At 37.9% G+C, this 22,671-nt stretch carries 19 protein-coding genes and 1 pseudogene; 4 read left to right on the forward strand and 16 right to left on the reverse strand.

The genetic code is table 11. The annotated features are described in order from the left end of the window. The 9 genes and pseudogenes from ACZM60_RS11030 to ACZM60_RS11070 all read right to left on the reverse strand — a co-directional run. A pseudogene (locus tag ACZM60_RS11030) lies at window positions 1-479 on the reverse strand (hypothetical protein); the annotation flags it as partial. Between the two features lie 5 nt (window positions 480-484). After that, on the reverse strand, window positions 485-2,317 hold the full coding sequence (locus tag ACZM60_RS11035) for a KAP family P-loop NTPase fold protein (RefSeq protein ID WP_128129252.1): 1,833 nt from the start codon (window positions 2,315-2,317) through the stop codon (window positions 485-487). Between the two features lie 23 nt (window positions 2,318-2,340). Next, window positions 2,341-3,927, reverse strand: coding sequence for an ATP-binding protein (locus ACZM60_RS11040; protein ID WP_489521523.1), 1,587 nt, complete (start codon window positions 3,925-3,927; stop codon window positions 2,341-2,343). A 5-nt stretch (window positions 3,928-3,932) separates the two neighbouring features. Next, complete coding sequence (locus tag ACZM60_RS11045) at window positions 3,933-5,933, reverse strand: AAA family ATPase (protein WP_489521524.1); 2,001 nt, start codon at window positions 5,931-5,933, stop codon at window positions 3,933-3,935. Between the two features lie 8 nt (window positions 5,934-5,941). Beyond that, window positions 5,942-6,160 (reverse strand): DNA modification system-associated small protein, encoded by a 219-nt coding sequence (locus ACZM60_RS11050; protein WP_005646242.1) that lies wholly within the window; start codon window positions 6,158-6,160, stop codon window positions 5,942-5,944. Window positions 6,161-6,165: 5 nt separating this feature from the next. Next, window positions 6,166-8,511, reverse strand: coding sequence for a DEAD/DEAH box helicase (locus ACZM60_RS11055; protein ID WP_489521525.1), 2,346 nt, complete (start codon window positions 8,509-8,511; stop codon window positions 6,166-6,168). Further along, window positions 8,508-9,584, reverse strand: a complete 1,077-nt coding sequence (locus ACZM60_RS11060; RefSeq protein WP_489521526.1) for a virulence RhuM family protein — start codon at window positions 9,582-9,584, stop codon at window positions 8,508-8,510. The genes ACZM60_RS11055 and ACZM60_RS11060 overlap by 4 nt, the downstream gene beginning before the upstream one ends. Further along, on the reverse strand, window positions 9,581-11,401 hold the full coding sequence (locus ACZM60_RS11065; RefSeq protein WP_489521527.1) for a site-specific DNA-methyltransferase: 1,821 nt from the start codon (window positions 11,399-11,401) through the stop codon (window positions 9,581-9,583). The genes ACZM60_RS11060 and ACZM60_RS11065 overlap by 4 nt, the downstream gene beginning before the upstream one ends. A 14-nt stretch (window positions 11,402-11,415) precedes the next feature. Then, on the reverse strand, window positions 11,416-11,658 hold the full coding sequence (locus ACZM60_RS11070; protein WP_489521528.1) for a helix-turn-helix transcriptional regulator: 243 nt from the start codon (window positions 11,656-11,658) through the stop codon (window positions 11,416-11,418). A 179-nt stretch (window positions 11,659-11,837) separates the two neighbouring features. On the opposite strand from ACZM60_RS11070, the gene ACZM60_RS11075 reads away from it, so the two are divergent. Further along, complete coding sequence (locus ACZM60_RS11075) at window positions 11,838-13,607, forward strand: SIR2 family protein (protein WP_489521529.1); 1,770 nt, start codon at window positions 11,838-11,840, stop codon at window positions 13,605-13,607. 5 nt (window positions 13,608-13,612) lie between these two features. Continuing rightward, window positions 13,613-14,392, forward strand: coding sequence for a hypothetical protein (locus tag ACZM60_RS11080; RefSeq protein ID WP_489521530.1), 780 nt, complete (start codon window positions 13,613-13,615; stop codon window positions 14,390-14,392). Between the two features lie 263 nt (window positions 14,393-14,655). Here ACZM60_RS11080 and ACZM60_RS11085 read toward each other — a convergent pair whose 3' ends face one another. The 6 genes from ACZM60_RS11085 to ACZM60_RS11110 all read right to left on the reverse strand — a co-directional run bounded on the left by ACZM60_RS11085 (window position 14,656) and on the right by ACZM60_RS11110 (window position 19,301). Further along, on the reverse strand, window positions 14,656-15,060 hold the full coding sequence (locus ACZM60_RS11085) for a hypothetical protein (RefSeq protein WP_489521531.1): 405 nt from the start codon (window positions 15,058-15,060) through the stop codon (window positions 14,656-14,658). A gap of 35 nt (window positions 15,061-15,095) precedes the next feature. After that, window positions 15,096-16,034 carry a relaxase/mobilization nuclease domain-containing protein gene (locus tag ACZM60_RS11090; protein WP_489521532.1) on the reverse strand — a complete coding sequence of 313 codons (939 nt, stop codon included), beginning with the start codon at window positions 16,032-16,034 and terminating at the stop codon, window positions 15,096-15,098. Beyond that, window positions 16,024-16,332: a MobC family plasmid mobilization relaxosome protein gene (locus ACZM60_RS11095; protein ID WP_489521533.1), complete on the reverse strand. Its 309-nt coding sequence runs from the start codon at window positions 16,330-16,332 to the stop codon at window positions 16,024-16,026. The genes ACZM60_RS11090 and ACZM60_RS11095 overlap by 11 nt, the downstream gene beginning before the upstream one ends. 139 nt (window positions 16,333-16,471) lie before the next feature. Further along, window positions 16,472-17,545, reverse strand: a complete 1,074-nt coding sequence (locus ACZM60_RS11100) for a DUF6371 domain-containing protein (RefSeq protein WP_489521534.1) — start codon at window positions 17,543-17,545, stop codon at window positions 16,472-16,474. Between the two features lie 83 nt (window positions 17,546-17,628). Continuing rightward, window positions 17,629-18,921: a DUF3987 domain-containing protein gene (locus tag ACZM60_RS11105; RefSeq protein WP_489521535.1), complete on the reverse strand. Its 1,293-nt coding sequence runs from the start codon at window positions 18,919-18,921 to the stop codon at window positions 17,629-17,631. Between the two features lie 11 nt (window positions 18,922-18,932). After that, complete coding sequence (locus tag ACZM60_RS11110; protein ID WP_489521536.1) at window positions 18,933-19,301, reverse strand: helix-turn-helix domain-containing protein; 369 nt, start codon at window positions 19,299-19,301, stop codon at window positions 18,933-18,935. 288 nt (window positions 19,302-19,589) lie between these two features. On the opposite strand from ACZM60_RS11110, the gene ACZM60_RS11115 reads away from it, so the two are divergent. After that, a complete protein-coding gene (locus tag ACZM60_RS11115; protein ID WP_489521537.1) occupies window positions 19,590-20,714 on the forward strand; it encodes an FRG domain-containing protein in 1,125 nt (374 codons plus the stop codon). Window positions 20,715-20,766: 52 nt separating this feature from the next. Here the strand turns inward: ACZM60_RS11115 and ACZM60_RS11120 are convergent, their stop codons facing one another. Then, on the reverse strand, window positions 20,767-21,534 hold the full coding sequence (locus ACZM60_RS11120; RefSeq protein ID WP_489521538.1) for a mobilization protein: 768 nt from the start codon (window positions 21,532-21,534) through the stop codon (window positions 20,767-20,769). Window positions 21,535-21,784: 250 nt separating this feature from the next. Between ACZM60_RS11120 and ACZM60_RS11125 the strand changes: the two genes are divergently transcribed. Continuing rightward, window positions 21,785-22,591 (forward strand): hypothetical protein, encoded by an 807-nt coding sequence (locus ACZM60_RS11125; RefSeq protein ID WP_489521539.1) that lies wholly within the window; start codon window positions 21,785-21,787, stop codon window positions 22,589-22,591. Window positions 22,592-22,671: the final 80 nt, after the last annotated feature.

A 22,671-nucleotide genomic window follows, 5' to 3' on the forward strand; every position in this document is an offset into this window, starting at 1 on the left:
TGAAGTTTATCTTCAATTTCTTGTCCGTCTTTACAATCTGACAAAATATCATTCAGCACTTTATCCATTGCATAAGTTGCTGCTGCATCATCCATTGTAGAATCATTGTCTCCAATGATCTCGTGCAAAAGCAATTCCTTGAAATCATGTGGCGTTTTCGGCTTTTGTGTATCAGGCAGTCTATCAATGCCTAAACTTGATACAAGTCCATATTGTTTAATATTGTTTAAAACAGTAGCCAACCCTCTGACTGCATGTCCACCAGCACGTCCAAACGAACTGCCGCCTCTCTTACCTCCATGCCCTCCAATTCTGCCACCCCTATACAAACCATTGCCGAGCGCTATTCCTAAATTACCAAAAAACTTTGCATTTGAGGCAGGCTTATTGTCTGTTCCATTTGCTAGACTCGTCATGGCTCGTTTTGCTGCAGACCAATTAGGCGAAGATTTCAAATTATGTGATTGTGATGTACCCATATTTATTATTTTTGAATTTTTCGTTCGATAGCTTTTGTTAAAGGGTTCGCTTTTGGCAAACTATTTATATAATTATGTATCTCATTGCTTAATGAAAGCATTCTAACAAAAAATATATCCGCTTTTGTTTCTATATCTTCGGTCTTTATATTACTGAATAATAATTTTAATCTGTCTATTTTGTCACCAAATAATAAATTATTCTCATCGCAATTAAGTATTCTCCAACAATTTTCTGACTTTGGATCTTTTCTTAGGTTATCATTAATCAAGTGAATAATCATGTCTTTTTCTGAATCATCGCAAGCATTAATAATTCCAGGCAAATCTCGCTTCATCATACTGTTTGTTTGCAAGGTACATAATCTTCGGAATAACAGCATGACTTTGTTTGTAACCAACGAAGCTATTGGTTTTTCATTTTTCAAAGCATCTCGTGCTATCCAGAAGTAGTTTTGTAAATTTATATCTTTTAATGACGGATCTGAGCTTAACCATTGCCTCAAATAATCTGACGACCAGTTGTCTTTCCATTGTGGATTTTGAATACCATTTTCAGTTTTTGCTTCTTGCTCAACATCATCCAATGGCAAAACACCTCCATTTGCATTTTGAAGTTTATAAAGTTCTTCAAAACGAGAATTGTACAGTGTGTTGTACTCCAATACCATTAGTTTGGTTAATACTTCAGGGCGTATATCTGTAAAACCTGCTACCTCAGCTAACTCTTGACGTACATATAAGGTATTTAGAAAACGTTTTAGTTGTCGTGGATTACCATTTAAAAAACGCTTAATAAGAGGTACAGTTGGTAAACGATATTCTACTGCATGAAAATCAATTTTTTTATCTTTGGAAATATTTGCTTTGATGTCATCTATATTATATTTGGAATGCTTGTCTGTTTTTCTGAACTCCAAATATTTCTGATGTATTTCATTAAAGTAGATATCATTTAAATGATTTTTGCATAGAAGAAGTGTGATATAAGTCTCTTGCTCGTTGTCAGACAAACGTGGTAGTTTGTATGGTAGCTGAATGAGTTTTTCCAAATAGTCTGAAAATGGACTGGATATATCTTCTTTCTTCATTTGAATAGGATAATGCTGACTAATAGCATATTCAATAATACGTTCATCTGCACCAATGATAAATGCGGTTTTCCTTACATTTACAAACAACTTGACGGCCTCCAGGCAACCAATAATTCTTTTGGGTTCACATCTATCCAAATCATCAATATAGACAACAACAGCCTTATATCCCATATCGTCAACCAATTCTTCAAAGAGTTCTCTGAATGTTGCGATAAATTTTGATGTATTACCTTTTGCTACATCTTTAAGTAGATTGTTGTATTTATCCTTGTTTGTTATCTTATCAAGGTCTTCCTTTGTTGGCAACCATTTCTTCAGCCAATCAGGAGTGAGATTTTCATAGGCTTTCTTCAAGATAAATACGCCTGCTTTCAAAAAGTTGATTCGCTCGAGCAAATCATCTACCCGTTCAAATACATCTTTTCGCTTATTAATATCTTTGTCAAGTGCTTCTAATATACTTTCTATCATTGTCAGTTTTGTTGAGTCATAGCTTTCAAACTGCCAACTATTAAAATACACTTGAAGTATAATCTTACAATCCTTTTCATGTTGAGATTTTTCCCATTCATGCAAGGACTTTTGAAGCAATAGCATCAAACTACTTTTTCCAGATCCCCAATTTCCAAATACCCCTATGGAAATGGGTAACATATCATCATTCAAAATTATTTTTTTGAGTAAATCTGCATGGACCTGATAGCCAAGCAAATCTTGCGTTGTTTCATTATCTGACCACATTTTATACTCTTAAATTAAATTGTTTATATCAAGTGTGTTACATTAATTTTCTTATACTTATTTCCCATGCCAAGAGCAAAAGCCATCTGGTCTTTAATAATCAATTCACCTTTTTGAAGCCCTGCTATTGCTGTCCTGATTTCTTGAAGTTCCTGACCACTCACGCCAAACAAGTCTTTGATGGCCTTATCGTCAATAGTCTGCTGCTTCATAATCAGAGGATACTGAGCATTGGCATAAAAATCAAACCCCTTTGATTTGAAGCTACTCATATTCTGAGTGGCAAGGATAATACTCAGACCTTTATTTCGTCCTACTGCAATTAGATTACGCAGGGGGCGATTGTCAAAGTCAAGCATATAGTGAGCTTCATCAATAATAGAGAAATGACGTATTTGTACTACTTCATCATTTACTGCTTGCTTATCCAGTAACTCATAAATGTTATTAAGTTTGGACATCAAGAAATATACAATAGCTTTGGCTATAGGTCCATCTTTGGGATATCCGTCCATCTTGATGATGTAGCTGTCATCAATCAAGGAAACTTTATCTTCTGATTCAAAGATGTGCGCATTAACCAATTGTTTCAGAACAGAAGAAATACTATCATCATTATTTGCATCTTTCATTCGTGATTGATAGCATTTCAGCATTAATTCAAATGAAATAGGGGCTCCATTTGTTGATTTATAGGCTTCTACAATAGCTTCACTAAGGCGGTTGTTCATGTTGGCACTCGCACTTACTCGGTCTATAGAGCATAAGGCTGAAGACATTTCAGTAGAGTACAGGTTGATTTCATTGATAGAACGCCCAGTGAAATCCTTAAATGGAGTAAAAGGCAATGGCTGTGTCAATGGATCCAGAATACAAGAACGATCCACGTCGAAGAGAGATAACCAATGATTATTCTGTATATCGCTGAACTCTCCTTTGTAATCAAACAAAAGGAAGTTCACAGGATATTGTGATTCTGTGGATAACATTCTGAATTGCTGAATCAAAACAGCCAGCAAATTGGTCTTTCCAGATCCTGTAGCTCCCGCAATGATAATCTGTGAGTTGGTAATGGAACGACTGTTTATATCCAAAGTCGCTTCCATTTCTTCATCGCCATAGTTACCAATCAGAAGATTCAGGACTGGAATATCTTTTGCCATGGCTACTTTGTTGTTCATTGCGTATAAGAAGGAATCCAGATTGTTGTCAGACATCAGATAGTCACGTCCACGAAGCATTTCTGCTGCGATAATTCGAGAAAGAGTAGCGTTTTGAGTCCAATCAATGTTCAAGTCTGCATATCTTAGTTTTAACAATGCCGAATATAAGGTGCTTAAATCGTGCATTGTGAAAAAACTGGGAGTAATTCTTATGGATGACACAGACAATTGTATGTCCTTGTAATCATCTATGGAACGCTTTGTAGGCAAGCTTAGTCCCACGATGAAGCAGATACGCATTACTTTATTCTGATTCAAGTTTATACGTTTCTCCCGATCAGCCGTTCTGGAAAGATTGATTTTTGATTCAATCAGTTCCTTGATTGGATTGATTGCATCAAACAATCCTTCCATCTGGCGCGTATTTGAAAAATTTATGATGCTCATTTCTTTTACTGATTAAGAGTTAAACCAAAATAACCGTCTTCAACCGTAGTATTCTGTGCTTCTACATTGCGATGAAGTGTATAGGTTTTGGAAATAAACGGTTCCAGTTTGATGTAGTCGCTGTCTGTTCTGATTTCAGAGGTCGTACAAAGCAAAATAGTTTGTTCTGCCAATTGTGGAAAATATTCTTCCATCAAGGCATCACGACTTTCATTATCAAGAACACCCATTACTGTATCAATCATTACAGGTGGATTATAATCTCCCAGGTTTCGCAATACTTTTAATAAAACTTGGATAAAGATTTGTTTGGATGCAGCATTAAGCTGATTCAATGAAATCTCATTTCCGGCAGTATGATAGAGTTTTATATTGAATTGTTCAATGCTGTCGGATAACTCAACTTTGGCTACATGACCTTTATATGAAACCAGTAACTTGTTGAGTTGTTGCTGCATTTCACTTTCAATCTGGGCTTTTTTCTTCTTCAGTAAACTGTCTGCAATCTTTTCAAACAGAGGTTTAAGCTTGACCAAAGTATCAAATTTAATATCAGGTTCTTGCTGGATTTGTACATCAAACTGATGAATCCGTTTCTCAAGACGTTGAATGTCTGCTTTCAGTGTCGCTTCCTGACTTTTCAGTTTCTCTATCTGTTTTTGAGCGGCTTCATAATTTTGAATTAGATATTCGTTACCACCAGCTTGCGTTTGTTCCAAGGTCTGTTTTTGAGAACGTAAGTTATCCAACGTCGAAAGTTGAATCTCCAGTTCCTGGCGCTGGCGGTCAAGTGCAATGAACTGATTAGAGCCAGTTCGTTTTACCAAATTAGATAAAGCGGTTACTTCCGCTTCGTCAAGATAACCAAAAGGATCTTCTTTATTAGTGCTATTTTGGATAGCTACAATATGAGATACAACCTGTTCTTCATCCACAGATTCACTGCACAGTGACAAATCTTTTAAGTAAGTTATAATTTTGTTTGTCACATCTTTCAATGTTTCCAACGGATAGGCACCTGTATTCTCTTTCTGAAGCTGTTCTTTTATGTGCAAGATATTATTGATTTCTTGTGCCAGGTTTGAAGCTAATTTAGGCAAGAATAAATCAATTTCTATGTTGTCAACAAATGCTTTCAGGTCCTCAGCATAAGTTGCTGCACGCTTTACAATATCGTCAATTTTGCCGGCAAGCTCTTGTATCTTCTTGTTAAGGGCAGATGCTTCCTGGGCACCGTCTTTTGCCCGTTTATATTCCACTTCTACCGACGCAAGATACTTATATTTTGTATCTTGTTCTGCTATACAAGTATTTAAGTCTGCGGTCAGCTTATCCTTTTGTGCGCATAATTCATTATATTCCTGGGCTTCTTTTTCTGCTTCAAGACGTTGTTGAGCCCATTCCTGTTGTAGCTTTTCAGCGGCACGCTTTAACTGAAGGTACTTTTTGAAGCCCAATACATTCTCAAAATTATCACGAATGGTTTGGGCAAATACATTTTTCTTCAGCAGTTCACTCGATTGCATTGCATCAAACAGGAAATACTGACTCAGTTCCTGAGGCAGATTGGCTTTGATGATTTTATTGATTTCCTGTTCTGCTTTTACCCGGTCTTTGGGAGCAGTCATCGTACCGTAAACATACATATTCCCGTTCATGTTCAGCGATACGCTTTCCAATGGCTTTCCTTGCGGATTTAACTGATAAACACGCTTTAATATGTACTTCTGTTGCTGGCCGAGTACTTTCCCTACAAATGTTATCTGTAAGGAAATCTCAGGTTTGGCTGTGTTTAAGGCCCCCTGATTGAGCAATTCCATGAAATGCTCTTTGTTTTCAATTTTCAAACCATAAAGAGCTCCGCTTATGGCCTCGAATAAAGTAGTCTTACCGCCACCATTTGCACCGCCAATCAGAATAATAGGGCAATCATCATCGACTGTCAAATCCAGATCAAGTGACAAGTAAGTCTTATAATTGCTTATTTTAATTCTCTGTATCAGCATAATCGTATTTATTGACGTATTTTTTGGATTGCATTACGGATGATGTCTTCCGTTTCATTATCACTCATTTCTATCACGTCAACCTTCTTGGCATGATAGGCCTTCAGAATATCTTCACTTAACCAGTCAAAATCTACACCTTCCGCTTCACAGATTGCTTCTATCATAGCTAAATCATCTTTGCGGATGCCGTAGTGAACAAATTTCGGATCTATACCTTTAGCCATAATCTTTATGCGTTTTCAGGATAAAAAGCATCCCAGTTTAACAAATCAGTTGTATTCTCAATGGGCAGTTTGGAATATAGCCAGTTACTTCCATCTTGAATGATAACTCCTCCATAAAGAGGTGTATCTTTAGTTGAATATTCCTGTATATATTGCAACAAGGCATTATGTTTCTCAGGAGCAGTTACATCACTTCCAGCACTTTTCGTATCGAAAAGATATACATGTCCATTCTTCATACGGATAACGAAATCAACATAAAATAAAGATTTTCCGTATGCAATGGCATAATGTTGTTTTCCTTTGTCCCCATTCTTATACCACCAGTCAATCCATTGTGAATGTTCTTCCAAATATTTCACAAATTCCTTCTCCGGATTAGAAGCTTCGTTAAGTTGTACGAATGGCAGCAAAGCATGATTATTTGCTGTCTCGATATGATTAGTCTCGCTGTCATATACTCTTTCTTCCGGAATTTCCCAGTTGTATTGTTTTAATTCTCTGGCTGCCGCAGATCTTTTCTTTGCTCGCTCTCTTTTACGGGCATATGTTTCTAAGGCAGTGTCCAGTAAACGGTCAAATTTGGGTCTGTTATCATAATAAAGAACGACCTTCTTGGCATCTGTATCGAAAATTCCAAAATAGTCGGCGAGCATTTCAAGCAGATAGTTGGCTATTTTATCGGCTCTACCTTTACTCTCAAATTGATGTCCCTTACCGCTTATATATGCCATAAATACACGGTCTATTTCAGATGCTTTACGGGCAAAGCGCACTTGATCTACTTTCAATATCTGTTCTTCATTCTGGAAGTGTACATCTTTCGGAATCTCCACATTGATTGTCTTGACATCCAAACGAATTGAATTCTTTACCCGTCTTCTGTTTTCATTTACTAAATCGTCATCACTTTCTGGCAACGGAGTAAATTCATCATTATCATTTCTTAAAGCGGCCAATTCAGCGATAGAAAACAATCCGGCACCTCTTTCCAGTTTCCAGAATTCATCAGCCACTTCATACAATGTTTTTTTGAAGTCGGGTCCTAAATAATTTCGTTCCACATTAGGGCGTTCTGAATAGTAAGCCGGTAGAGATACATTCTCAAGATTTTCACGTCTGCATGCCATAATCGTATTTTTCAAGATATAGTCGGAATCGGCTGTGACAATCTGAATTTTATCTTTTGCAATGTCGGTATAAACATAACCGATATTAAGCTGTTCTTTCGGATAATGTTTCTGTTCCGGCATTCTCAGAATACGTCCTACAGTTTGTATCGTAAACTGGTCGCTTTGCAATTTTCTGAAGATTAGCAGTACAGCTGCACGAGGGCAGTCCCAACCCAAAGCAATTGCTTCTTTGAATAGCAATACTTGCGTCATATTATCGGGCCGTTCCAGTCCGGCGAGATTCTCTTTTTCGTTGGCGAGCCATACGGCCAATAATCCATTTTCGGCGGTTATCCCGCATATAGCTTCCAAATAGGTTTTCACCTGTTCTGCGATAGCTTGATCTTCCGAAGTCATGGTTTCCTTCACATCGTTGGGCAGCTGGATAAGTAATAGGGGATTGATTTTGACGCCCAATTCCTGATAAAGCTCAGCCAACTGATTACGTTTTGCCAATGCCGCCTTAATCAGATTTTCGTTAAGTGTACGCTCTTCACTGAAATCCAGTTCTATATCCGGATTCAGCACTACTTCCTTCTTAATCATTTCTGCAGCAATAACATCCTGTCGGTAAACTTTTACTTTCTCATCAGGATGAAGTGTTTTGGGAGTGGCCGAAATACGCAATTCCACAGCAGGATTGATACGTTCCAGCACCGCTGCCGATTTATCGGCAGTCTTTGACCAGAACATGTGTTCCTCATCTATGATGGCCACAATGGGCAAATCGTATTCTTCTTGTGTCCGTCGTGCAATTTCATACAAAGAAGCAAAGCTTTCGCTTTCGCGTACCATGACATTGCTTTCTTTGTTTACGCTTTCCCAGTTGACAAACAATATTTCTCCGGGTTGTATGCCTTCACTTTGCTCAATCTCGTCAAACATTACAGGACGAAGTTTCCGTGTTTCACCAAAGGCATTCTTTAGACTGGTATAACTTTGCAGGTGAAGTTTACGAGGTGCGAACCAGATATAGGCAACTTCCTGATAACGGCTGTCACCACGTTCTTTCAATTCATCGGTTATATTTGCCAAAGCCTGACAGGTCATGACCGTTTTTCCAGCACCGGTTGGTGCTTCAAACACAATTTTATGTCGTTTGCCACCGAGGTTTAACAGACGGATCGTTTTATCGGTCAGCTCATTGATGGCGTTCTGTTGGTATGGTATATTTTTCATTGTTTTCTTCCTTTTTTATTCTCCAAGTTTTTCTTTTCTATCTCTTTCATCTCCAGCAGAAAACGGTCATAGTCTGATAAAAATAACTGATCCTGTATGATTCTGTATTTTTCAAATTCCGTTTCTGCGTGTAAACGTGCAATTTCAGCAGTCACACGTCCGGCATCATTAAGAAGACCGTATTCAAAGAGATTGATAAAACTGTTCAAACGTTGTTCCCAGTCGGCCATAGTCAGAGGAATGTGACGCAAAGTCATTGATTCTGCAAAATCCAGATAGGCAGTAACCATGCGTTGAAGTTGTCCCATTTCTGTATCTGACAAATAATTTTTAGCTATCACTACATCGCTTTTCCGTATTTTCCCATCCGGCGCATCAGCCCATGTTGTCAATCCCATGTGTTCTTTTGTAGCATCTGCACGTTCCACAATGAGTTCAGCTGCAGTATGTCCATGGACAGCATAGTGCATTTTATTCTGTACTGTAGCATAAAAGCGCCGTGTAGCCAATGCAGTCTTGTCGTAGTCTATGGCAGTAGCATATAAATCTGTTATTTTTTGATAGAACAAACGTTCGCTGGCACGTATCTCACGAATACGTTCCAGTTGTTCATCAAAATACTTATCGGTAAGAAAGGTTCCGCGTTTTAGCCTTTCCGAGTCCATAACCCATCCTTTGATGGTGTACTCTTTTGCAATTCCATTTACCCATTTTCTGAATTGTACAGCTTTTTCTGAGTTAACCTTAAAACCTACAGCAATAATCATTTCCAATGAATAATGATTTGCGTTATACTGTTTCCCATCCAGGGCAGTTATTCGAAATTTTCGAATAACTGAATCTTCCTGCAATTCACTGTCTGCAAATATCTTTTTGATATGATAATTGATGGTATGTACTTCTACACCATATAGTGCTGCCATCAGTTTCTGGGTGAGCCAGATGTTTTCATCTTCATAGCGTATTTCTATCTGCTGTTCATCATTTCCCACGCATGCCACATAATTCAAGTATTCTGCTGCACTGCTGCGTACATTTACTTGCTCTTTTTTCTTATCCTGCTGCTCTTTCATGCTTCCTCCTCATCTGTAAAGTTCAACATTCCATTAAACAGGTCTTCCTCTTCTTGAGTGCTTGCCAGGGCATCTTCTTCAGGCATGACGACGGCATCCTTTTTCTTGGGCAGGATTCTGCGGTAAGTATTGTAGATGGCTTGTGGCAGAGCGCATAGCTCCACTTTGTCGCTTACATCATCAAACGAACCTTCCCAAGGATCTTCGCTGGGTGAGAACACATAAACCTTTATTGGTTGGGATATATCCATATCATAGATTATATCAACCAACTCATCGATGGCTTCTTCACGATAAATTATAAGCATCTGTTTTTTTCCATCATCGAAATAGCGGAAAACATTTTTATAGGTCTTTTGCCCTCCAAAGGTATTCTGTTCCGTATAGAGGTTTTCCTTGATACAAAGCATATCTGTAGCAAGATTAACCAGTTTTCGCATATTCTGCATTGAGCGATTGCGTCCAACAAATCCGGTACGGTAATAGCGGAGATTATTTTTGGTTAGTCCTGGAATTTCTGTGCCTTTGGGAGTTTTATATCCATTTATTACTTGTTTATTACGTTTGTAGGTTACCTCTTCGCAAATATTATTCTCGTTATTGGTAACAAGAATGCATTGGCGACGGCCTCCATCTTCTGCATTCAGTTGCATAGTGGCGTGAAGGGTTGTGCCACTTCCTGCAAAAAAATCGAGTATGACTGGATTTTCTTTTCGAGTCATTTTAAGAATTTCCATCATTAATAGTTTACTCTTAGGATTATCAAAAGGTAAATCGAACTCTTTTCCAATTTGTGAAACTTCAATATCCGTCCAATTGCTTGTTCTTAAACTTGTTGAATCTGGAGCTATCCAATGTTGAACACCTCCATTTTTACCTTTACCATTAGGAATACGACGAATGAAATCAGTTATTCCGGTAGTTTCAGAATATTCTTCCAAAGAATATTCTTCTGAATATTTGTCTTGATATTCTTTGTAATTCTTTATTGCAATATCTGCTTTCTCTTTAGAATTTCTCCATTGTCCTGTTTCTGGTGTGAAGCCTAAAATTTCATATCTCATAGTAGGTCTATCAGCATTACTCCAAAACACATCCCATCGACCTTTTGTTGGTGCTTTTTCTTTTGTCATTCTTAATGCTGGCATTAAATATTGATTTGTCTTTGAATAGCATAAGATATACTCAAAACCAACATTAAGACTAAATAATCCTTTATAAGCAAATTGAGAATTAAGACTTTTTATTCTACGCCTCACTAAGATATTATTCCTGAAATTATTTTCTCCAAATAAATCAGAACTATCACAAAGCATTTTCAATTGTGCTTGTTCATTATCATCAATTGAAATAAAAATTACCCCATCATCGGCCAACAACTTCTTTGCAATTTTCAGACGACGGCTCATAAATGACAACCACTTAGAATGTCGATAAGAATCTTCCTTATCAATATAGCTGTCATTGTATCTAAAATCTTTATTACCGGTATTATATGGTGGATCTATATAGATAACATCAATTTTACCCTCATGTGTATAAGCTAAGGTGGCGAGGGCTTCCAAATTATCCCCTTCAATCAGAATATGATTAGGGGCATCTTTATCTTCACTGATTATGGCACGTTCCGGCACCTCTGTCAAGATGGGCAGTTCATCGCGAAGACGTTCTTCTACGTCCTCCGGCTTATCTTCCCATACAAGACCATAAGTTTTATTTTCTCGTAACAAACCTAACAAGGCACTACGTTCTTTATCGGTCAGTCCTTCTAAAGTGTTGATACGTTTTATGAGATTGGCTCTATCATTACTGTTCATAACATTACTTGGCTTTACTGTTTTTGAATTCTGACTAACTGAACATCGTCACGTGTAGAGTTCAGCAGTTCTTTAATATCTACATCCAGAACACGTGCTATCTCCAGCAGCGTTTCCAGTCCGGGTTGTGATGTGTTCGTGCACCACTTCGATACTGTGGCAGGGTCTTTGCCCAATTGTTCGGCCAACCATTTGTTGGTCCGCTTCTTCTCCACAAGCACAACCTTGATGCGGTTTATGTCTTTTGTCACTTCCATTTGGTGATAATCATTTCTACTTATATTGCAAAGGTAATGAATAGAACTCAATAAAATATCATTCAAACTATATGATTTTTCATTAAAATGGCGAATTACATCAATATTTATAGATGATAATAACATGTGCTCTCAATAAAAAGAATTACCTTTGTCTTTATCAGTTATGATATTGTATTATGAAAATAGAAAGATTAACTACATTGGCGTTTTCCATGTATTCCAATAAAGGTGCTTATGCCCTTTTACTGGGTTCTGGAATATCACGTTCTGCACATATTCCAACAGGATGGGAAATTGAATCATGTCTTATAGAGCAATTGGCAGCTGTTAAAAGGATGATTATAAAGGAGGATGCACATCAGTGGTTTAAAGATAAATATAAGAAAGAGGCTTCCTATTCATCGTTATTGGAAGAGTTAGTGCAGACTCCAACTGAGAGAGTACAATTAATGAAACAGTTTTTTGAACCTACTGATGATGAAAAGGATTTAGGATGGAAGCAACCGACAAAAGCACATAAAGCCATTGCTAAATTAGCCAAAGCTGGTTATGTACGTGTTATTTTAACCACTAATTTTGACAGATTGTTGGAACAGGCATTTGAATCTGAAGGAATAACTCCACAAGTTATTTCTCATGAGGCAGCTATTTCTCAGGCAACTCCACTTGTTCATTGTCAGATCCCTACTATTGTGAAAATCAATGGAGATTATATTGATTGCCAATTTAGGAATACATCGGAAGAACTTGACGAATACCCGCCAACAATGAAGCAGTATTTGAAGCGAATATTTGAGGATTATGGACTCATAACTTGCGGTTGGTCTGGCGAATGGGATAAGGGGCTTATCAATATTATCTCAGAATCAACTTTACCCAGATATAATTCATTTTTTGCAACTGTTGGTACGGCAAAAGAAAGCATACAAGATTTATCTCGTTTAAGACACGGAGAACTGTTGCCTATATCTGGTGCGGACGAAATGTTTTCCGAACTCTGGGAGCAAGTTTCTGCATTAAATGAAAATCATGTCAATAAAAATATTGGGCATGATATAATGATCGCAAAATTTAAGAAGTATTTATCATCCAATCAATATGACATAGAGTATATAGATATGCTTGACGGATTAGGTAACAATGCTTATAATACTATAATTGAACACGCCCAATATAATTTTCAACTGACACGGGATTCTTTCTCAAAATATTTGGAAATCCACAAAGCTGCAATTTCCCCATTATTGGAAACTACAATATTGGCAGTAAGATGGGGAAAGTGGTCACACATAAAACCATTTGGTGACTTATTGGTGAAGTTGTGTATAAAACCATTTAGGAATGGCGAAAGTTTTATTGAATACACACAATATTTACATGCTCTTGCTCCAATGCTTTTATTCAATGTAATGGGGGTTGCTTGTGTGAAATACAACCGATTCAGAGAACTTGATAATATTTTAAGATTATCAGTCCCGGCTCCTAATTTTATAGATATTGCACGACGACGTCCATTATTATATTTATTAGGTGGCACGCATTGGAGTTATGATAGATGGAACTCATTAATGAGGGAATGTTATTACTATCCTTTCAGTATTTTTTTTCTTGAAGAGTTACGACCTTTTTTTAAAGATTATTTTATTGTTGATTCTGAATATGAAAAAACCTTTTTTATTTGGGAGCATATGAAATCTCTAATTTATGGTTATAATAAATGCTATATATTGTCGGAAAGTTTTCCTCTTGGTGAGTTTCTTAGAAGAGAATACATGTATAAAGAATATGGCAATGATGAGCCATATACCATATTTTGGGAAAGTGCAGATAATCTCAAGAATGAATGGGCTCCAATAAAGCAAGGAATGTTTGGAGGTCGCTATGAAAATTATAAAACAATAAGTGAAAAGGCAAATGCTTATTATAAACAAAATAGAAAATTTTAGTTACTATGGAAGATCAAATTACAAATATTATTACAATTCTTACAGCGTTATTAACAGGAGGATTTCTTATGCTATTTATAGAGAATCAGCAGATAACAACTTATGTAATAGAACGTCTTCACCAAAGAATGAATCCTTTTTTTCATAGTTTTACCAATTATGTTAAGTTTGTCTCTTCATTTGAGTCTTGTTTTAGTTGGAAAAAATGTACGACTTCAAATATGAAGAGTATGAAACAATGTATAGAGGACATCTCTAAATATGGAGGAAAAGCTATAATAAGTGGACAAGATTTCTCTATATATTCTTTTAGCGCAACAGAATTAGATTCAATTTGTGAAAAAATAAATGGCATTTGGTATTATGAAGATAAAAATATAAGTGATTTTAATGATAATGTAAGTTTTGATGAAAATCACGCTAAAAATTTTGGCGAATATAGCCTTGAATATTTGAGAGGTATTTCACCGAAATATAATCACGAACGGCTAACGAAGTCATTATTACCTAAGGTATCTGGTGATTTTTATGCCGATATATATCAACCAATACAAAATGTCTTATATGAATATGAGTATTGGATGAAAAAAGAAAAATACTTTAAAAATTTGGCTTTTGTTACAATCTCTGGAAATATACTATTTATGTTAGTTATTCTCATGTTCCATCAGTATCTGCCAATATGTATTGCTTACTTATTGTGTATTATATGTTCTGGATTGTTAATATATGAATTATATGAATTGATGAGAATTGAAAAATTAGCGAAAGAAATCATGAGATAATTTTGACTGTTATCGATGTTGATATAGTAAATCCCTGAATTTTATTTGAATATTCTAAAGTCTGGTGTGATATAGATTCATGGGAAGCTAATGGGATCTAACATATAATCTTTAAAGAAAGCTGATGGCATGTGACTTGAAAAACGATGACTATTTCAACTTATTATGAAAAGTTGTCGGAATTCGTATTTTACTATTGAATCTTGAAAGTTGTAAAATAGAAAAAGGAGAGGAAAAACCTCTCCTTCATAAAGAAATCTACATTACACCTCCAACTCCTTCAACGGCAATCCATAATTATATTGTCTGAAAAGTCCTCTGTGGATAAGTTTCAGGCCAAGGGTCTTATAATACTTGTAGTCGTCATCCTCGGTGCAGAGGTATTTGTAACCATAGCGCGGGGCGTACTCCTTGAAGAAGCGGGCAAGGTCTTTCAGGTTTTCCTGCTGGTTTCGTTTGAAGTTGCTGCGTACAATGATAATGCTCCAGTCGGGGATGCTGCCAACACCACAACTGTATTCCCAGAAACGGATATATAAATCCATTTCGCCTACATGGACGGAAACACATATGCCGTTGGCGTTGTGCATGACGGAACAGCAGTTTCTGTAACCGAATCTCTCACACAAATAGAGATTGAAATCGTAAATAAAATCGGAATAGTTCATAATAATTTAAATTTTGATGGTTAATAAAAAATTGATTATAGACTGAAACCTCGCTTGCGTTTCGGTTTCTTTTTCTTCTTTTTAAGCCGGTTGACCTGTATCGCTTCCTCCGTATCATAATCCGTAGGAGAGGGCGTGAACAATCCCACACTGATGCTAGAATGATTCTCCTGCTGGTATTCATGACGAGGTTCCTCGCGTATGGTTTCTGCCTGTGTCTGACGCTGGCTCACGGTAGCAGAAAGAGCGTTATATCTCAATTCCTGGTCGATGTTCAGGAAACTGAACTGGCGGTCAATCTTGGAACCGCTAAAGGTCAGTTGGTCACATGTGAACTTGACACCTTGCATCTCTCCGGTCGTGCGACTTAGCTTCCATTGCGTATCAATTCCGTACTTCCGTAAGGTCAGTCTCAGTTCACTCCAGCTTCGGGCGTTCGGAATTTCTCGTTTCAAGGCATGATAGATAAAATACTTTACCTTGTCATGATGACGTAACCGCATGAAATTGACATGCTCTTTTCCTTCGGCAAAATGCAAACGGTAACGGGCTGTCAGCATCTTGCAGACCTTTTCGTTTCGATAACGGTCGTTCTTGTCACTGATGGTGCGGCCGTCATTATCCACCCGGTTGTAAACGATGTGGCAATGCGGATGTTCACGGTCAGTATGCCTGGCGATGATGAACTGCGTGTTCTCGATTCCCATCAGCTTCATATAGTCGTGGGCGATCTTCAACATCAGCCCATCATCGTCACGGATGCGCTCCCCGTCTTCTGCGGAGAAGCTCAATGATATATGGCCGACCGTGTTCTTGACCTTGTCATTCAGTAAAGTCTGCAACTCGAATTGCTCCGCTATTTCTTCGGGCGAACCGTAGACACCAACCGCTTTCAGCAGTCGCGATTTATCCTCTTTCAGCACATAGTTTACGCATCCGGAAAACGATGTGCCCTTGACAATCTTACCTATCATCCTTGAGCTGTTTTATGAGTTGTGAAATCTGTTGAACGGCGGTACTGCACTCATCGGCCACACGATAAAAACCGTAAGCGTTGGCTCGTTTGGCAAGCTGGTTCAGGTTTGTGCTTTCGCCAATCAGTTTTCGTATAATGTCAAGATTTTCTCTTGTAATTCGTTCACGCACCGTACCGTGTTCGATGAGTGAACGCACTACTTCGCTTTGACTGCGTTTACTGCGTCGGCTGAGTGCTCTGAGCCAACTGAACTGTTCGTCTGTAAGACGGATTGTAACTGTATTTTTCTTGTCCATAATATTTGCTCTTGAGATTAATAATTGTGACCATCGGGAGCCGTCTCACCTTCTTTTGAGGTGAGCAAGTGGCCGGGAAATGTAATACACCGGCATAAACTTGCTCCAGTGAAAAAGAAGTGAATTAGACATCTGACAGTCATCGTTTGAAAAGTCCTTTCCGAGTATATTGAACCGTTGCTGAAAGCGGTGCTTTCTCCACATTGACAAGCTGTAAATCGAAAGTTTCGACCAGCGTTTTCAAGGCCGGATTCAACGTGATAAGACGATTGAAAATTGCGTACTTTGTCTCTTCTCTCAGCAGAAAATCGGCGATGTCATAACCTGCATCCCGTTCTTCTTTTGTTGCGTTTCTTTCCATAAAATCGAAGAGAGAAACTTCTATTCCCAGGCTCCGGATCATCTCCATTTTACTATTCCAATAGTCGGTCGCCCCCAGGTCGGGGAAGAGCAGGACACGTCGGTTTCTCAATACGCTCATGGCATTCCGATTGAATGCTCCGTTCTTTCCGCCCGAAGCAATCCAGAGGTATTGCGGCAGATAGAAGCTGGATATCAAAGCGCTTTTCTCACTCTCCACCAGGGCAACCGGGCGCTGCTGGTCGGAGGACAAAAGATGTTCACCAAATAGGCATTGCCGGAGGTTGAAATTCTCTTTCTTCAAAAGGGAATGTACCCACGTGATGTAGTTGTGCGGCTCTTTAATCCGTCTCCCGTTTTCGGGATTGTAGAGCATCACTTTTCCGGTGCGTACCTGTCCGGAAATATCCACCTGCCAGAAGACTGTAGCTCCCGGCCAATGCTTCGAGGTTCCTACATGGTAGCGCAACATCAGCTCTTCGGTAGTCTCCTGTCCGAAATGGAAACTCAGGAACTGAAATAGCTTGTTCGTGTAATACAATTTCAGGGACTGCCTCATGATTTCCGGCTCAATGAATGAAGGTTCAGGAGGCAGACTGATGCGTGGCTTTGACACCGGTACAAACTCTTCGCTCAATCGTTCCTTGGCCATCAGGTTCTCGTCGAAGTACATTTTGGGCGTATAGTTATAGCCGCACTTCTGTTCATGGTTGCATCGCCCTACATAATCAGGAAAGTTGATTTGCTTTTCCGTATCGATGTATTTGGCGAAACAACTTTTGCGGTGGCAGTTCGGGCATGTGTGCCGGGTGCTGACACCTTTGTATGGTTCTAATGTAAATCTGTAGTTCATTTTTCTTTCTGTTTGGATGTTACTATGCATATTTTCGCAACTTCACAAACCCCTCGGTTGCGAAAATGTGCATAGTAACAGGTTTATTTACTGTATTCTCCATGATTCTCTTTTCTGAATAATGTTCCGATATGGCGTTTTAGAAACATCTTGAAAGCATGCTCTTTCATCCCGTAACTTTCAGCAATGCCGATACCTTCTGCCGTTGTAAATCTGTAAGGCAGATTCAGGTATATGTTGCGGTGCAATTCGCTCAACTGTTCCTGACTGACGACAGTCTGCACTTTTACGGCTGTTGTCCGAAAATATTCAGTCAGCAGGATGGCACGATTCACGCTTTCAAGGTCAATCGTAGTCTTATCGCACTCTCCGCAAGTCCATCGGGCAAGCTGGATAATCAGACAAAACCGGATAATATAGATTTCCAGTTTGCAGTACTTGGCATCTTCATCGAATGGCAGGCATTGAGGCTGCAACTCATTATTCTCGTCATGCGGACAATCCTGTGCGATCAGCTTGTCGATAATCTGTTGCCACTGGATTTCCAGTTCTTCTGGAGTTTCCCGGTCGTTCCATCTGCTTTTCAAGACAGATTCAGGCATCACGAAAAGAATACGGTCTATGAAACCGTTACTCGAACGCTCGCCCTTGACCAGTTCGCCCAGAATTTTCTTTTGGATGGTACCGATAACGGAGATATAGGGACGTCTGATAAAAATGGAACTTTGTGTACTCTTGCGGTCGGAAATCGTGGGCTTGGCATTGAACACCGAAAGCCAGAACTGTTCTTCCGAACCGTTATTGTAACGGTTGAAGTTCTTGAACCAGGCCGACAGCTCGTCCGACCAAAGGCAGAGTCCTCTGGGATTTTGGGCATGTATCAGGCTCAATCCTTCGGGAGTAATATCCGAAACAAGAAAGCGTCTGCGCATGGGAGCCTGCGGAAATTCATCCAAACCAGCTTCAATGCGTTCCTTTTTGCTCATGGACATAGTGCGTTCATACTCGGCATACAGCTTCTGATATTCCTGATTCTGACAATAGTCGTGTTCAATAAACGGCTGGAAAGCGAAACTCAGCGGATGACTCTTTTTCGCTCCGGGGCGTCCAATCAGTGCCATGTACAGGATGGGACTTTCCAGCCAGTTGCGCTTCACCTGCACCAGATGGGAATTTCCAATCCCCACGGCAATGGCCGCAAGGATAGCTGCGGCGACATAATCCACGGGATAGCCCTGACAATAGTGCAAACTGCTGATGATGCGCAGAATCCTGATAGGAAAGATTTCTATCGGGAACTCACCACCGGACATTTTGGCTCCAATGCGCACAGCCTCGCCGATAATACCTTCTGCTGTTAATTTGGAGGTTTCCATAGCGGCACAGATCAAAAGTTATAGCCTCCCTTTGGTTTGCGCTTCGCTCCATGTACTATCTCTGCTGCCTGTTCCTGGAGCGACATTGCCCGCATCTGCTTGCGCCCGGACTCAATCCATTGCAGCAACTCATCTTCATAGAAGTAGAGTTTCTTACCTTTTTTATAAGCTGGAATCAGTCCTTTACGCGCAAGCGTGTAAATGGTAGGTTTTGCTTTTCGTGTGATTTTACAGGCTTCGTCAATTTCAACAAGACGATGCTTGTCGGAAGAAGCCTGCGGTTGCAATGCTGCCACCATTTGCCGGATTTGTTCCATATGTTCTGTGAGATAACCTACCGCCTGCGGCAGCTTATCAAAAGTGATTTGTTCGTTTGCCATACGTACTCGTTTTTAATTGTTCGCAGGCAAAGGAAATTGGTGTTTTGATGGTGGAAAACATCACCGGAATATAACTGTGAGATAACTATTTATTCTATTATAGTCTTGATAATTAAGCAACTGTATACTTAATACAATGTCTATAATGGCGATTATTTGGAATTAATTGATAAGGGAAACTGTTTTTTGTAAAAATAAAGCGTACTACGATAAAATATACGCAATAATAGATGAAACCTGATTAGTTTTTTTACTACTTTTGTTTATGTTTGAGGCATAAATGACAGTATGAGAAAAATTACTCCCGAGTTAACAGAAGAAATATCTAAATTTACTTCACCTGAAACTGTTGCTAAAGATGAGGCGATAGAAGTTTCTAACTATAGAGAACTTCGAAAACACATTGCGCAATTATCTTACGCAAACAAAGATTGTATATTATTCTATCGTGGCCAAAAAGAAGACTACAAAAATACGAAATCAGGCAAATCTACATTCTATCCGTCTTTGTATAGAGGAGAGAGATTAGATAAACATGAGTTAAAATATAGATGGGAAAAATTAAATATAGCTAGTGAAATATTTATTAAGAAGTTAAAATCTAAATATCCAAGCAAAACCTATATCGTGAAAAGAAAAAGAATCGTGCAGTGGAGCATCCTACAGCATTATGAAGTAACGGAAACTCCATTGATAGATGTTACCCAATCATTAAAAGTAGCTTGTTCGTTTGCGGTACTAGATAACGATAATGAGTATGCTTATATATATGCTTTTGCTCTCCCATATTTTACCAATCGTATTTCTGTAAATTCTGAACATTATTTGACAAATGTTAGACTTTTAAGTGTAGCACCACCTCAAGCTCTCAGACCATATTATCAAGAAGGATTTTTGATTGGGGAAGATGAGTTTAGTGAAACGTATACAAATAAAGATGAGTTAGATCTCAATAATCGATTAGTTGCAAAATTTAAGTTTAAAAATAATAGTGCATTTTGGGGTGAATCAGAGAGAGCTTTGACAAAAGATGATTTATATCCCCAAAATGATGAAATAGAAGCGTTATGTAAAGAGGTCTCTATTGAATTATTTGATGTTCTTGCTAACAAAAGAAGTACGGAAATATCTGGTGATTATTACTTATCTTTTATGAGCAAGTGGATTGCGATTGAAAAATTGTTATTTGAATATTTAGGTAAGAATAGTAATTATAAACATTTAACCTCTGCAGGATTGATTAAAAAGATTACAAATTCTGATTTAAGGATAAGATTGAATAGAGCAAGAGCGCAACGAAATTTCCTGGCACATAATGTTGATAAGGATATTTCTATTAAAGAGTTACTTAGTAAAGAAGAACTTGAAAAGTTATATTTAGATTTACAAAAATATTTTCAATTGCATTATTGACAAATGGAGGAAATATTAATCATTCGATTAATTTGACTCTGAGGTTAAAATATTAATATTGGGGGCTTGTTAACTCAACTATGCACTTTGTTTCTGTGTTAGACATTTTACGCTCTATGGTTGAGATTTCCAAGTCGCGAAGGGTATGTGCAAAGACATTCTTAATGAAGGTAGCAGTATGAATACGCTTTCTACCAAAAGCCTTGCCAATATTCCAACCAAAGTGCATAATGTCAATGCTTTTAAGTTGTGAGTCAACCTTTACGGGCGATATCTTTTGCAAGGTATCGCCTGAACTATATTCTACGATGTATGCGCATAGGCGGTTGAGATCTTCTTCACTCATATAGGCAACCATTGTTTGCTTCGTATATCTAATGACCTTTTCCAATTTGGTTTGAATAGCACGATTCTTTTTTGCGATAGATTTGGTTCGCATAACTTCATATTCTGAAGGTTCAGAGATTGTTTCTTCAGCGGTAGGAGCAGACTCAATGACATCAAGCGTAGTTTGATTTGAATCTTTGACTGTAAGGGCTTCCGGAACAGAAACGGTATCATTGTTATCTTTCATCTTTTGAAAAGCAGAGAAACGCAATAGAGAAGCTTCTATGCGCGGCAGCAGAAACTGATTGAAAGTTGTCTGTAAACTGGCATAGATCGCCATCAAGACAATTACTGTTGCAAAAAATGCAACACTACTACTGAAATCGTCAATACCTTTGGATAAAACAAACTGCCGAGCTAAAACGCCAACGACAAGAGTACCTACCAATACAAGGGAATATAGTGCTATATGTTCTATACTTTTCTGATTCATAGTGATATTTGCTAATTGTTTGTGCGCAAATATATGTCATTTAATAGATACCATGTTATAAATCCAAGAAAGTGGCAGCATTTGTCCTCGATATGTAGCTTTTTTCCTAGTTAAGAGTTTAATAACTATGAATTAAATTCGGCTTTATTATGTAATCTATTATTTTGAATTTAATCTTTTAGAAAATAATAAGATTGTAGTAGCTATCAATATTAAATGTGTATATTTGCTTGTAAATCAATTTTGTAATATGCATATAGTCTATAAAAGTAAACCTATGCCGATTCATATTGATGAATATGAGCATAATTCTTTTGAATATGATAAATGGATCATATCAGATGATTACAGGGAATTAAAATTTGGTTATGAATATCGTATTATAGTTTCTACAAAAGAAACTATAAAAGATTATAATGACTTAACATATGATTCAATTTTGACATCAGGTTTTGTGGAAAAGCTAACGATGTTGCTTAAATATGTCTTAGGAATATCTTTAAATTCCCCTCATAATCAGATATTTCACAAAAGGATTAGAGCTGTAGACTTTAGAGAGATACCTAAAGGTTGGGATGCTAATATTGATGAAATTGATACATATTTAATGGAAACGCTTCCTTCATTTGCACGGGCTGTTCCTATTCCTACTAATGGAAATATGAAAACCTCTATTTTGGATGAATTACATATTGCTCTTAATAATTATGATTCTTTAGATGAAGAAATTAAAGATTTAATAGCAGTGCATAATAGTGCTGTTGAATCCGACGAAAGAGCGTGTTATCTAATTATGGGGAAACTAATTGACATGATTAATTGGTTATATCCATTAAAGCATAGACTTGATAGACGAATTAAAGAAACTTTTCCTGAGCTAATTCCTTTCTTTGGAGATACAACAATAAAAGATTTAATGGGAATTGCTAATTCAAGAAAAGAAACAAGGCATTATAATGCGTCACCTCAATCATCTCATCCTGCATTAACAAATCAAGAGGCTGAATTATATTTTCAGCTTATAGATATTTTAGCTTTAAACTATAAAATCCCTTAAATTGGCGTAATATTATGGCATCGGGGCGATTTTTTTCGCCTCGATGCTTGATTTTCAGGCAAAAAGTTTGGCAGAATCAA

The organism is Phocaeicola sp. (assembly GCF_057861905.1).